The 13,146-nt window shown below is 66.0% G+C and carries 13 protein-coding genes; 9 read left to right on the top strand and 4 right to left on the bottom strand.

Annotated elements, in window-relative coordinates; genetic code table 11:
* The 5 genes from V6U71_RS15100 to V6U71_RS15120 all read left to right on the top strand — a co-directional run bounded on the left by V6U71_RS15100 (position 1) and on the right by V6U71_RS15120 (position 5,128).
* Entirely contained in the window at positions 1-300 is a 300-nt protein-coding gene (locus tag V6U71_RS15100) for a sarcosine oxidase subunit delta (protein WP_054586972.1), read from the top strand.
* On the top strand, positions 297-3,227 hold the full coding sequence (locus tag V6U71_RS15105; protein ID WP_411339228.1) for a sarcosine oxidase subunit alpha family protein: 2,931 nt from the start codon (positions 297-299) through the stop codon (positions 3,225-3,227). Before V6U71_RS15100 ends, V6U71_RS15105 begins: the two co-directional genes overlap by 4 nt.
* Positions 3,220-3,783, top strand: coding sequence for a sarcosine oxidase subunit gamma family protein (locus tag V6U71_RS15110; protein WP_411339229.1), 564 nt, complete (start codon positions 3,220-3,222; stop codon positions 3,781-3,783). The genes V6U71_RS15105 and V6U71_RS15110 overlap by 8 nt, the downstream gene beginning before the upstream one ends.
* Positions 3,784-3,867: 84 nt before the next feature.
* The gene (gene purU / locus V6U71_RS15115) at positions 3,868-4,653 is read left to right on the top strand and encodes a formyltetrahydrofolate deformylase (RefSeq protein ID WP_411342359.1); all 786 of its coding nucleotides are present in this window, start codon (positions 3,868-3,870) and stop codon (positions 4,651-4,653) included.
* Positions 4,654-4,690: 37 nt separating this feature from the next.
* Positions 4,691-5,128, top strand: a complete 438-nt coding sequence (locus V6U71_RS15120) for a DUF1801 domain-containing protein (RefSeq protein WP_411339230.1) — start codon at positions 4,691-4,693, stop codon at positions 5,126-5,128.
* On the opposite strand, the gene V6U71_RS15125 is transcribed toward V6U71_RS15120, so the two are convergent.
* The 4 genes from V6U71_RS15125 to V6U71_RS15140 form a co-directional block, all read right to left on the bottom strand.
* Complete coding sequence (locus V6U71_RS15125; RefSeq protein WP_411339231.1) at positions 5,116-6,354, bottom strand: class I SAM-dependent methyltransferase; 1,239 nt, start codon at positions 6,352-6,354, stop codon at positions 5,116-5,118. The genes V6U71_RS15120 and V6U71_RS15125 overlap by 13 nt on opposite strands.
* A 38-nt stretch (positions 6,355-6,392) precedes the next feature.
* The gene (locus V6U71_RS15130; protein ID WP_411339232.1) at positions 6,393-7,172 is read right to left on the bottom strand and encodes a molybdopterin-dependent oxidoreductase; all 780 of its coding nucleotides are present in this window, start codon (positions 7,170-7,172) and stop codon (positions 6,393-6,395) included.
* Positions 7,169-8,008: a cytochrome b/b6 domain-containing protein gene (locus V6U71_RS15135; protein WP_411339233.1), complete on the bottom strand. Its 840-nt coding sequence runs from the start codon at positions 8,006-8,008 to the stop codon at positions 7,169-7,171. Before V6U71_RS15135 ends, V6U71_RS15130 begins: the two co-directional genes overlap by 4 nt.
* A 121-nt stretch (positions 8,009-8,129) precedes the next feature.
* On the bottom strand, positions 8,130-9,842 hold the full coding sequence (locus V6U71_RS15140) for a class I adenylate-forming enzyme family protein (protein WP_411339234.1): 1,713 nt from the start codon (positions 9,840-9,842) through the stop codon (positions 8,130-8,132).
* A gap of 77 nt (positions 9,843-9,919) precedes the next feature.
* Between V6U71_RS15140 and lgt the strand changes: the two genes are divergently transcribed.
* From lgt to pgeF, 4 genes are read left to right on the top strand one after another with little or no spacing between them, the layout of a single operon-like run.
* On the top strand, positions 9,920-10,795 hold the full coding sequence (gene lgt, locus V6U71_RS15145; RefSeq protein WP_411339235.1) for a prolipoprotein diacylglyceryl transferase: 876 nt from the start codon (positions 9,920-9,922) through the stop codon (positions 10,793-10,795).
* 25 nt (positions 10,796-10,820) lie between these two features.
* Positions 10,821-11,858 (top strand): class I SAM-dependent methyltransferase, encoded by a 1,038-nt coding sequence (locus V6U71_RS15150; protein ID WP_411339236.1) that lies wholly within the window; start codon positions 10,821-10,823, stop codon positions 11,856-11,858.
* Positions 11,855-12,373, top strand: coding sequence for a GNAT family N-acetyltransferase (locus tag V6U71_RS15155; protein ID WP_411339237.1), 519 nt, complete (start codon positions 11,855-11,857; stop codon positions 12,371-12,373). Before V6U71_RS15150 ends, V6U71_RS15155 begins: the two co-directional genes overlap by 4 nt.
* Positions 12,370-13,131 (top strand): peptidoglycan editing factor PgeF, encoded by a 762-nt coding sequence (gene pgeF, locus V6U71_RS15160; RefSeq protein ID WP_411339238.1) that lies wholly within the window; start codon positions 12,370-12,372, stop codon positions 13,129-13,131. The genes V6U71_RS15155 and pgeF overlap by 4 nt, the downstream gene beginning before the upstream one ends.
* Positions 13,132-13,146 lie beyond the last annotated feature (15 nt).

Raw genomic sequence — 13,146 nt, forward strand, 5'->3', positions numbered from 1 at the left:
ATGCTTCTCATCACCTGCCCCCACTGCGGCCCCCGTGCCGAAATCGAATTCCGCTGCGGCGGCGAAGGGCATATCACCCGGCCCGGCCCGCACGACGCGGTCAGCGACGCCGAATGGGCCGACTACCTATTCTATCGCACCAATCCGAAGGGTGAGCATCGCGAGCGCTGGCTGCATTCGGCCGGCTGCGGCCAGTGGTTCAATGTCGCGCGCGACACGATGACGCACCAGATTTCGGCGGTCTATCCGATGGGTGAGACCTTGCCCGAAGCGTCGCCTGCGAAGGAGGCCGTGGCATGAGCGGCTGGCGATCCCAAGGTGGCGGCGCGGTCGATCGCGGCCAGCCGGTTTCCTTCCGCTGGGCGGGTAAATCCTATCAGGGCTATGCCGGCGATACGCTGGCGTCGGCGCTCATCGCCAACGGCGTCTCGATCATCGGCCGCAGCTTCAAATACCACCGTCCACGCGGATTGATCGCGGCAGGGCTCGAGGAACCGAACGGCATCGTCCAGCTCGAAGAGGGCGCAGTCACCGTGCCCAACGTCAAGGCGACGCAGATCGAGCTTTACGAAGGCCTGTCGGCGGCGCCGGTCAACGCCAAGCCCAGCGTCGAGTTCGACCTGCTCGCGATCAACTCGCTGTTCAAGCGCTTCATTCCGGCCGCCTTCTATTACAAGACCTTCTTCTGGCCGAGCTGGCACCTGTTTGAACCGTCGATCCGCAAGGCAGCGGGGCTCGGCACCGCACCGGCCGAGCGCGACCCCGACCGCTACGAACATCGCTTCGCGCATGTCGATACGCTGATCGTCGGTTCGGGCGCGGCGGGACTCGCGGCGGCCGAAGCGGCAGCAGCCCTGCCCGGCAACGAACGCGTCATGCTCGTCGAGGCCGATTTCGAATTCGGCGGCGGGCTTCTCTCCGCCGCTGAACCGATCGACGGTCTCGCCCCGCTGGCGTGGCGTGACGCGGCGCTCGCCCGCCTGCGCGCGGCCCCGAACATGCTGATGCTCGATCGCACGATGGCGTTCGGCTATTACGACCATGGCCTCGTCGCGCTCTACGAACGCGTCAGCGACCACCTGCCCCCCGCGCAGCGCTCGGGCCCGCGCCAGCGGCTGTGGAAGGTGCGGTGCAAGAGGGTCATCCTCGCCACCGGCGCCTTCGAGCGGCCGGTCGCCTTTTCGGGCAACGATCTTCCCGGGGTAATGCTCGCCTCGGCGGCGCAGACCTATGCCCGGCGTTACGGCGCGCTGGTCGGGCGCCGCGCGGTGCTGTGCACGAACAATGACGGCGCTTACGACGCGGCCTTCGCGCTCCTAGACGCCGGCGGCACGATTGCCGCAATCGTCGACTCGCGGCCGGCGCCGGGTGCGGCCGCCGAAGAGGCGCGCCGCCGGGGGATCGAAATCCTCACTGGGTTGGTGCCCGTCGCCGCCAAGGGCCGCCGCGCGGTGCGCGGGATCGAGGTCGCGGCGCTCGATGGCAGCGCCCGCCGCCGCATCGCCTGCGACACCATCCTGACCTCCGACGGCTGGAACCCCGCGGTCCACCTCCATTCGCAGGCCGGCGGATCGCTGGCCTATGACGACGCGCTGCAGGCCTTCCTGCCCCGCGGGACAGTACAGGACGCGGTCAGCGTCGGCGCCGCCGCCGGCATTCTCGAGACCGGTACCGCCATCGCCGCCGCGCGCGCGGCGGTGCGCGGCGAGCCGGTCGAAATGCCGGTGCAGGCCGCCGTCGGCCCGACGCGCCGCTTCGCCGACGGCGATATCAAAGCGCAGACAGCGTGGCTCGATTTCCAGAACGATGTCACCGTCGCCGACGTCCAGCTCGCGAGCCGCGAGAATTTCCGCTCGGTCGAGCATCTGAAGCGCTACACGACGCTCGGCATGGCGTCGGACCAGGGCAAGACGTCGAACGTCGCGGGCATCCATGTCCTGTCGGGCCTGCTCGACAAGCCCGCGCCGGCGATCGGCACCACCAAGTTCCGTCCGCCGTTCGACCCGGTAACCATCGGCGCTTTCGCAGGCCGTGCGACAGGCGAGAATCTCGCGCCCGCCGCACATACCCCCTCGCACGCCGCGCAGCTTGCTCTCGGCGCGAAGATGGAAAATTACGGTTCCTGGCTGCGTCCCGCCTGTTTCCCGCAGGCCGGCGAGAACGAGCATCAGACGATCGCGCGCGAAGTGAAGGCGGTGCGCCAGTCGGCCGGGCTGTTCGATGCGTCGACGCTCGGCAAGATCGAGGTCAAGGGTCCCGACGCCGCCGAATTCCTGCAGCGCATCTACGTCGGCGGCGTCCGGACGCTCAAGGTCGGGCAGTGCCGCTATGGCCTGATGCTGAGCGAGCATGGCATCGTCTATGACGACGGCGTGTTCGCACGCATCGGCGAGGATCATTATCTGGTCGGCACCACGAGCGGCCATGCCGCCGCGATCACCGAAACGCTGAACGAATGGCTGCAGTGCGAATGGCCTGATCTCCGCGTCCTGGTCGAGAATGTGACGACCGCATGGGCGGTGATGAATGTCGCGGGCCCGCAGGCACGCGCCATCTTCGCCGCGGTGGGCACCGACATCGACCTGTCGCCCGAAGCTTTTCCGCATATGCAATATCGCGCCGGTACCGTCGGCGGTGTCCCCGCCCGCGTCCAGCGCGTCAGTTTCAGCGGCGAGCTGTCCTATGAGATCGCCGTGCCATGGGGGTATGGCGCGGCTCTGTGGGACGCGCTGATGCGCGCCGGACGCCCGCATCGCATCACCCCCTTCGGCGTCGAATCGCTGATGGCGATGCGGATCGAAAAGGGCTTCCTGCACGTCGGGTCGGATACCGACGGCACCACTTATCCGCAGGATCTCGGCTTCGGGGCGGCGATCGCGAAGAAGAAGGATGATTTCGTCGGCCGCCGTTCGACGATGCGCCCCGATGGCCTGCGCGACGACCGGCGCCAGCTCGTCGGGCTGGAAGTGACCGACGGCGGCGGCGCGCTGGAGACCGGCGCGCACGTCCTGCCCGCCGATGCGACCGAAGCGCGCGGAACGCAAGGCTGGGTGACGTCGAGCATCCACTCGCCCACCCTCGAACGCCCCATCGCGATGGCGCTGGTCGAGCGCGGCCGCGACCGGATGGGCGAAGCGGTCCGCGTCTGGGACCTTGGCCAATGGCGTGCGGCGCGGATCGCCGACCCGCGCTTTTACGACCCCGCAGGAGAGCGCACCCATGGCTGAGCCCGATACCATCGTCATGCTGCGCCGGGCGGCACCCGATACGGCCGACATCGACCGGCCCGACCTGTCCTTCCGCCGCGAACCGGAACTCGGCATCGCCAAGCTCCGCCTGTGGGGCCGCACGGCCGATGCCCGCTTTCAAGAGCTCGTCGGCATCGCCGCGCCGCGTGTCCGCACCGCCGTCGACCATGGGAGATTGAGCTTCGCCTGGCTGGCGCCCGGCGAATGGCTGGTCACCGGCGCCGAAGCCGCGGTCGCGGCGTGGGTTGCGGGCGCCATGGCGGCGGGCGCCGACGACGTGCTCGCGATCGATTACAGCTACGCCCGCGCCGCCTTCACCGTCGCGGGTACCAACGTCCGCGCGGCGCTCGCAGCGCACTGCCCGCTCGACCTGTGGCCCGACGCCTTTCCGGTCGGTGCGGTCGCGCGATCGCTGTTCGGCGACACCGGCCTGTTCATCGCCCGCCTCGCCGATGCAGAGGGCACCCCCCGTTTCCGGATCATCGTCGATCAGACGATGACCGCCTATGCCGCGCGCCTCTTCGCCCGCGCTTAGGGTTCATATTCATCCGATCAGGAGCCTGACCCCGTGACCCATAACTTCGTCCTGCGCTTCCGCTCGCCCGATCGCCCGGGAATCATGGCAGCGGTGACCCCGCTCGTCGCTGCGCAAGGCTGCGATATCCGCGCCGCCGAAGTCTATGGCGACCCCGAAACCGGCCATTTCTTCTGCCGCATGGAGCTGGTGAGCCCGGTCGATCACGAAACGCTGTCTGCGAAGATCGCGGGCGCGGAAGACTATCTGCTCGACTGGGATCTCAAGGATCTAGCCCACAAGCAGCGCGTGCTGATCGCGGTTTCCAAATTCGGCCACTGCCTCGTCGACCTGATCCACAAACAGGAAATCGGCCAGCTCCCGATCGAGATCGTCGGCGTCGTTTCCAACCATGATGCGATGCGCAAGACGGTCGAGTGGCACGGCCTGCCCTATCACCACCTGCCGATGAGCGACGGCAAGGACGCGCAGGAGGCGCGTTTCCTGTCGATCATCGAGGAAAGCAGCGCCCAACTGACCGTGCTCGCACGCTATATGCAAATCCTGTCGGACGAATTTTCGGCGCGGCTCGACGGGCGCTGCATCAACATCCATCACAGCTTCCTGCCGAGCTTCAAGGGCGCCAAGCCCTATCATCAGGCGCACACCCGCGGGGTGAAGATCATCGGTGCGACGGCGCATTTCGTGACCGCCGACCTCGACGAGGGCCCGATCATCGAACAGGATGTCCGCCGCGTCAGCCACGCCGTCGTCGCCGACGAGATGGTGGCGATCGGCCGCGAGATCGAAGCGTCGGTGCTCAGCCGCGCCGTCCGCTGGCACGCCGAGCACCGCATCTTCCAGAACGGTAACAAGACGGTCGTGCTCTGACCGCCTTTCGGTTACCCTGCCGGCAGGGAGACCGCCGATGGGCAAGACCGAAATAAAGACCAGGGCCACCGAAATCAGCGTCGCCGACTTCATCGCCGCCGTCCCCGACGCGCGGCGGCGCGAGGAAGCGGCGGTGATCGACGCGATGCATCGCCGCGTCACCGGCCTCGAGCCGAAGATGTGGGGTCCATCGATCATCGGCTATGGCAGCTATGACTATGTCTATGACAGCGGCCATTCGGGTACGATGTGCCGCGCCGGGTTCAGCCCGCGCAAGGCGGCGATGACGCTCTATCTGATAGGGCATTATTGCGACCGTCAGCCCGAGGCCGACGCGCTGCTGGCAGAGCTCGGCAAATATAAAAACGGCAAGTCGTGCCTCTATGTGAACAAGCTTGCCGACGTCGATCTGGAGGTGCTCGAAAAGCTCGTCGTGCTGAGCTGGGACGTGATGAACGAGCGCTACCCGGCGTAGCGCGCTTCCGCCTCGCCCAGATAATCGCGCGTCAGCGGCAAGGCATGGCGGCTGCGCGCGAACTGGATCTGGTAATTGCCCATCCCGCCGCTCTCGAACGCCGCGGTCGCGCCGGCGAGATAGAAGGTCCACATGCGGAAGAAGCGGTCGCCCATCATTTGGGCGATCTCGTCCTCGTGCGCCAGCGTCCGCGTATACCATTGGCGGAGGGTCAGCGCATAATGGAGGCGCAGCGTCTCGATGTCGGTGGCGATCAGCCGGCTCTTCTCGCTCGCCGCCAGCGTTTCGCTGAGCGCCGGGATATAGCCGCCGGGGAAGATATATTTGCGGGTGAAGGCATCGGTCGCGCCGGGCTTGCCGAAGCGGCCGATCGTGTGGAGCATCATGACGCCGTCGGCGGTCATCAGATTGGCGGCGGCGCGAAAAAAGGTGTCGAAATTGGCGGCGCCGACATGCTCGAACATGCCGACCGAGACGATCCGGTCGAACCGCCCCGGCTCGCGCGCGGCGAGGTCGCGATAGTCGATCAGTTCGAAGGTCACCCGGTCGGCGACCCCCGCCGCTTCTGCCCGCTGACGGGCGAGCGCGAGCTGCTCCTCCGAAAGGGTAATCCCGAGCACCTCGACCTTTTCGAGCTTCGCCAGCGTGATCGCCATCCCGCCCCAGCCGCAGCCGATATCGAGGATCCGCTGCCCCGGTGCGAGCGCCAGCTTTGCGGCGATATGTGCCTTCTTGGCTTCCTGCGCTTCCTCGAGCGTCATATCGGGGCGCGGCCAATAAGCGCAGCTATATTGCATGTCCGCGTCGAGGAAGAGGCGGTAGAGATCGTTGCCGATGTCGTAATGATGTTTGACGTTGGCGCGCGACTGGCGCTGGCGGTTGATCGAGCCGAGCCGTGTCTTGAGCCAGTCGGTGCGCCGGCCGAGCCATGTCTTCTCCTTGAGCTTCGCGCCGCGATCCCACGGCGTGTTCATGCGGATCAGCGCGACAAGCTGCATGATGTCGCCGTCGATGATCTGCAGGTCGCCGTCCATGAAGGCTTCGGCGGCACCGAGCCGCGGATCGAGGATGATCCGGCGCATGCCCTTGTTGCTGGCGAAACGGATGATCACTTCGGGAAAACCCGATGCAGGCTGCCCATAATCCTCGCGCCCGCCATCAGGGGAGACGACGGTCAGCCGTCCCTGACGAATGATACGGGAGAGAAACGGACGCAGGATCGACATTTTACGAACCGAACCCGCAATCTACCGAAAGGTTGCGATCAAATCCCGGCGTACCATTCATAGTCGATGCGGTCTTCCCAATAGCCGCCCTTGCCCGCACCGATCGCATCAAGACTGGCGACCGCCTCGATCGCATTCACATATTTGGCATGCTTGTATCCAAGCTGCCGTTCGATCCGCAGGCGCAGCGGCGCGCCATTGGCGATCGGCAGCACCGCATCGTTGAGCGCCCAGGCCATGATCGTCTGCGGGTGCAGCGCGTCGACAAGGTCGCAGCTTTCATAATAGAGCGCGTCGCCGATCCGGTCGGCGCAGCGAAAGACGATGTAGCGCGCGTTGTCGCGGAGCCCGGCGGCGGCAAGGATGCGGCCGAGTTGTGGCCCCGTCCACTGGCCGATCGCGCTCCAGCCCTCGACGCAATCGTGGCGGGTGATCTGGGTGCGCTGCGGCATCGCGCGAATGTCGGCCATCGACAGCGACAGCGGACGCGCGACAAGACCGGTGACCTGTATTCGCCAGTCCGCAAAGCCGGTGGCGGCATGCGCGGCATACCCCCCCCCGGCCGGGAGTTTCGTGCCGTTCGACCGGAAGACCGGCGACAGGTCGGCGCGGGTAAACTCGCGCGCCAGCGCATCGCGATCGGTCAGTGCGCGCTGGCTGTGCTGGTGCATCGCCTCACCCATCGACAATATCTTGCGCACCGCGGGCGCCCCGTTGATCGCGTCGCAACCCGACAGCAGCGGCAAGGTGCCTGCCGCCGCGACCAGCCCGCCGGCACGCGCGATCAGTCGACGCCGCGGCAGGACGATGCCGCTCATGGCGCCGCGTCCCGTTCGGGCGGCAGGCGAAACCAGCCGGTGACCATCGAGCGAACCTCGTTCACCGGCCCCGCGAGCAACACCATGACGATATGGACGAGGAAGAAGAGGACGAGCGCCCACGCCGCGATAAAGTGCACCGAACGCGCCGACTGCCGCCCGCCGAACAGGTCGAGCAGCCACGGCGCGGTGGCATTGAACCCGGGCGACATGGTGAGCCCGGTCAGGATCATCAGCGGCAGCAGCACGAATATGACCCCGATATAGCTGAATTTCTGGAGGATATTATAGCGCGCCGCCGCTTCGCCCCGCGGAAAGCGCAGCCGGGCATGATCCTTGATATCCTGCCAGATATGCCGCGGCGACCATTCGCCGCGCCGGATGTGCAGATCCTTCGCCAGATGGCCGCCAAGCAACGCCCACAGCATGTAGAGCGTCAGCGCGATCGACAGCACCCACGCGAAGAACAGGTGCCAGCGGCGCCCGTCGGCGAGGCTGTAGCTGGTCGGGATCGTCGCCCAGCCGGGGAAGGCCCAGGTCTGTTCGACACCCCTGGCGTCGATCCAGCGGCCCAGCACGCCGGTCGTTTCGATCCGCGTTTCGCCGATCCGCACGAAGCCGGTTTGCGGGGTCGATCCGATCGCGAACCAGGCATTGTCGGCGTTCGCGCCATATTGGCCCCAATAGAGCCGCGGGTGCGCGTTGAAGATCATCAGCCCGCTCATCAGCAGGATGAGCAGCGTCACCGCATTGAGCCAGTGCCAGATGCGCGTCGGCAGCCGGTGGCGATAGACGCGCTTCGTCGGCGGAGAAATCGGAGCAGCGATCTCGTCCATGACCTCCGTCCCCGCTCATATGCCGTCATCCCGGCGAAGGCCGGGATCTCAACGGCGCATCAAAATGCCAAGTCGAGATCCCGGCCTTCGCCGGGATGACGGTCAAGGAGGGGGCGCTTCGCTACGCAACCGCCTCCGCGGCATATTCTTCGCGATATTGACTGCGCAGAGTGACCTTGTCGATCTTTTCGCTGCCGAGCTTGGGCAGCGCGGCGTTCGACATCCAGATCTTGCACGGCACCTTATAGGGGGCAAGCCGCGCGCTGAGGAACGAGCACATGTCCTCCGCAGTCACCGTGCTGCCGGGTTTCATCCAGACCACCGCACCGACAACCTCGCCGAGCCGTTCATCGGGCAGCCCGAAGACAGCGCATTCGTTCGCCTCGGGATGTTCGTAAATCGCCGCCTCGACTTCCTGGCAACTGATATTCTCGCCGCCACGGATGATGATGTCCTTCTTGCGGTCGACGATGAACAGATAGCCGTCTTCGTCGAGGTAACCGAGATCGCCGGTGCGGAAATAGCCATTGTCGAAGAAGGCCGCCTTGGTCGCCGCTTCGTTGTTCCAATAGCCTTCGAAATTGGCGATCGACCGGATGCACACCTCGCCGACCTGTCCCTGCGCAAGGGCGTTGCCATTATCGTCGAGGATCGCAAGGTCGACGAGCGGTTTCGACGCCGGCCCCGTCGACAGCGGCTTGGCGAGGTAGTTTTCGTTGATGATGCCGCATCCGACCGCATTGGTTTCAGTGAGGCCATAGCCGAGCAGCGGCTTGGCGTCGCCCATCTCTTCCGACAGGCGCTTCACATGCTCGGGCGGACGCGGCGCGCCACCGCCGGCGTAGCTCTTGCACGTCGACAGGTCGTAATTCTTGCGGTTCGGATGGGTGAGGATCTCATAGCTCATCAGCGGCACGCCGACGAAATAGTTGCACTGCTCGTCCTGGATCAGCCGCATCGCTTCTTCGGCGTTCCACTTGGGCATCAATACGAGTTTGCGCCCCAGCGCGAAGCTTTGCAGGAACACCGGAATCTCGGCGGTCACGTGGAACAAGGGGGTACAGATCAGCGTCGCCGGCTGGATGTCGGACATCAGCCCTTCTTCGGTCAGCAAATGGACGATGCTCGCGGTCTGCGTCACATAGTTGAAGATCCCCTGCACCACCGCGCGGTGGCGCGAATAGGCGCCCTTCGACTGGCCGGTCGACCCCGAGGTGAAGAGGATCGTGGCGAGGTCGTCGCCGGTGAGGACGGGAAGCACGGTGTCGGCGCTGCCGCCGGCGTCGGTGATCGGGGCGATCGCCTTGTCGATCGGCTGCGCGATGTCGAGCGTGACGACCTTCGCACCGTGGCTGACGCCGGGTTCCTCGAGCCGCGCCGCGCGCTGGACGTCGGCGATGACGAGTTTCGTCTCGCTGTCGTCGATCCCCGCCGCAAGTTCGCCGCCCTGCCACCAGCCGTTGAGCAAAGTGGCGCAGCCGCCCGCGAGCAGCACCCCGACATAGGTCACGCACCATGCGTTGGCGTTGCGCATCGCGATGCCGACGCGGTCGCCGCGCTGGACGCCATAGCCTTCGATCAGCCCGGCCGCGACCTTGCGCGCGGCGGCATAGACCTGGCTAAACGACAGCCGTTCGTCGCCCTCGACCAGAAAGGTCGCATCGCCATGCTGCGCGGAAAAATAGGCAACATAATCGGCAAGGTTGGTCGGCGCATTGGCAATGAAAGGCAGCTCGCGTCCGAAACGTTCGATGGATCCGACCTGGATCGGCCCGCCCGGACCGGTGATCAGATTATAGGCGGCGTCCAGGCGCAAATCGAGCGCGGATGGCATCGGGCATCTCTCCTCTTGGTCTCGCTCGCCTTACCCCCTATGGGGAAGGCCTCTCCTGGGGAAGGGTCCGAGACTTTATGTTTCTTTTTGCAACCTTAGCCGAAGCAACGCAATATGTGAACTTTCACGACCTGATGGGCGAGAATAGCGAGATTGCGTTCAGCGTCTTCGGCCTCCCCATCCGCTGGTATGCGCTGGCGTATCTGGCCGGGATTTTCGTCGGCTACTGGTATCTGTTGAAGCTGATTGCCCAGCCCGGCGCACCGATGGCGCGGCGCCATGCCGACGACATGATCTTCTACGCGATGCTCGGCATCATTCTCGGCGGCCGGTTGGGCTATGTGTTGTTCTACAACCTTGGTTCCTATCTCAAGGACCCGATCTCGATCTTCAAATTATGGGACGGCGGCATGTCGCTCCACGGCGGCGTCATCGGCGTGCTTACGGCGATCTGGTATGTGACCCGCAAGGAAAAGCTGAGCTTCCTGCGCTTCTGCGACTATATCGCCTGCGTCGTCCCCTTCGGCCTCTTCTTCGGCCGCCTTGCCAATTTCGTGAACGGCGAGCTGTGGGGCCGCGCGACGACGGTGCCGTGGGCGATCATCTTTCCGGGCAGCGGCACGATGGACCCGCGTCACCCGAGCCAGCTTTACGAAGCGGGGCTCGAGGGTATCGTCATGTTCGCCATTCTCGCCTTCTGCTTCTGGCGCACCGACGCGCGCTACAAGCCCGGTTTCCTGTTCGGGCTGGCGGCGATCATCTATGGCCTCAGCCGCTTTGCGGTCGAGTTCGTGCGCGAACCCGATGTCCAGCTCGGCACCTTGTCGTGGGGGCTGACGATGGGCCAGACGCTGACCGTGCCGATGCTCGTCGCCGGCGTCTGGCTGGTCGCGACCGCGAAGGGGCGACGCCAGCGGATCGAACCGGTCGCGGGAACCGACAGCATTGCGTGACGGGCGGCCGAGCCCCGCGGACCTGATGCTCCAGATCGCGGCGGCGCGGGCGATGACGGTGGCCGATTATATGGCCGCGGCGAACGCGCATTATTATGCGACGCGCGACCCGCTCGGCACGGCCGGAGATTTCACAACAGCGCCCGAAATCAGCCAGATGTTCGGCGAACTGGTCGGCATCTGGATCGCCGACCTGTGGATGCGCGCCGGCAGCCCCGCCTTTCGCTACGTCGAACTCGGCCCCGGCCGCGGCACGCTCGCTGCCGATGCGCTCCGTACGATGGCACGCTTCGGCTGCGCGCCGCAGGGGGTCCACCTCGTCGAGACCAGCCCGGTGCTGCGCGCTGCGCAATCCGCCCACTTGCCCGCCGCCGTCCACCATGACGATATCGCAGGCCTGCCCGACGATGCACCGCTGATCATCGTCGCGAACGAGTTTTTCGATGCGCTGCCGATCCATCAATATGTCCGGACGGCGGACGGTTGGCGCGAGCGTCACGTCGAGCGCCACCACGGCCATCTGGTGCCGGTACCCGGAGATGTCCCGGCCGACGAGGCGGTTCCCGCCGTGCTGCGCGAGCAAAGCGAAGGCACGATCGTCGAGACCGCGCCCGCCTCCGCCGCGATCATGCAGAGCTGCGCTTTCCGCCTTGCGCGGCAGGGCGGTGCAATGCTCGTCATCGACTATGGCTATAGCGGCCCCGTGGCGGGCGATACGCTGCAGGCGGTCAAGGCGCACCGCTTCGCCGATCCGTTCGCCGATCCGGGCGAGGTCGACCTGACCGCGCATGTCGATTTCTCCCCGCTCGCCGATATCGCCGGGAGCGCCGGGGTACGTGTCGCCGGGCCCGTCGGCCAGGGCCACTGGCTGCGCCGGCTCGGTATCGACGCGCGCGTGTCGGCGCTCGCCGCAGCGGCGCCCGGTCGCGCCGACGAGCTTGCGGGCCAGCGCGACCGGCTCGTCGATGCAGACGCGATGGGCGTGTTGTTCAAGGTCATGGCGCTCTACGCCCCGCAATGGCCGCATCCCGAAGGCTTTGACGCAAGCGAAGAGGCAATATGACAAAGATAACTCCTGCCGCCGACGCGGATGTCGGCGAACTGACGCTGTTCGCAAGCCAGACCTTCACCCATACGTTCGGGCATATCTATGACCCCGCCGATCTGTCGGCCTTTCTCGCGGGATGGAACCCGCCAGAAAAGCTGCGCGCGCAAATCGCCGATCCGGCGTGGGCGATCGCGCTTGCCCATGGTGCCGACGGCGCGATCGCCGGTTTCATCAAGATGGGTCCGCTCGATTTCGACCTGCCCGAAGGCCAGCCGGGCGACGATGCGGCCGAGCTTCACCAGCTTTATGTCGGCCCGGCGGCGCAGGGCACGGGCATCGCCGCGGCGCTGATGGACTGGGGCATCGCCTGGGCGCGCGAGCGCGCATCGATCCTGTATCTCTCGGTGTTCACAGAGAACGCCCGCGCCCAGGCTTTCTACCGCCGCTATGGCTTCGTCGATGTCGGACGCAACGCGTTCCGCGTCGGCAATCATATCGACGAGGACCGCTTTTTCAGGCTCGATCTGTGACGATCCCGTTCGATACGGCAGCCGCGCTGGGCGACATCCCGCATGGCTTCTTCGGCCGCCGCGGCGGCGTGTCGACGGGCGAACTCGCCGCGCTCAACTGCGGCCTCGGTTCGGGGGACGATCCGGCGCTGATCGCCGAAAACCGGCGGCGCGTGGCCGAAGCGACGCTGCCCGGCGCGGCGCTGGCAGGGCTCTATCAGGTCCATGGAAATCGCTGCGTTATCATTGATGAAGACAGCGACCTTGCCGCACGCCCCGAAGCCGACGCGCTCGCCACCAATCGGCCGGGCATCCTGCTCGGCATCCTCACCGCCGACTGCGTGCCGGTGCTGTTTGCCGACCGCGAAGCCGGCGTCATCGGCGCGGCGCACGCGGGGTGGAAGGGCGCCATAGCCGGGGTGACCGATGCGACGCTCGACGCGATGGAAAGCCTCGGCGCCCGCCGCAAAGATATTGCCGCCGCGATCGGCCCGTGCATCGGCCGCGCCTCCTATGAAGTCGACGAAGGCTTCGTGCAGCGCTTTCTCTCCGACGATCCGGCCAACGAACGTTTCTTCGCGGCCGGTCGCGCCGGCCATGCGATGTTCGATATCGCCGCCTATGTCGCGGCGCGGCTCGCCGCCGCGGGGGTGACGCGAATTGCCATTGGCGGGCAGGACACTTATGCCGATGCCGAAAGCTGGTTCAGCTATCGCCGCGCGTGCCATAAAAATGAAAACAGCTATGGTCGCCAACTATCGGTAATCGGGCTGAGATAAGATAAAACGGGGGAA

This window comes from Sphingopyxis sp. J-6, from assembly GCF_046603995.1.
Lineage (GTDB): Bacteria > Pseudomonadota > Alphaproteobacteria > Sphingomonadales > Sphingomonadaceae > Sphingopyxis.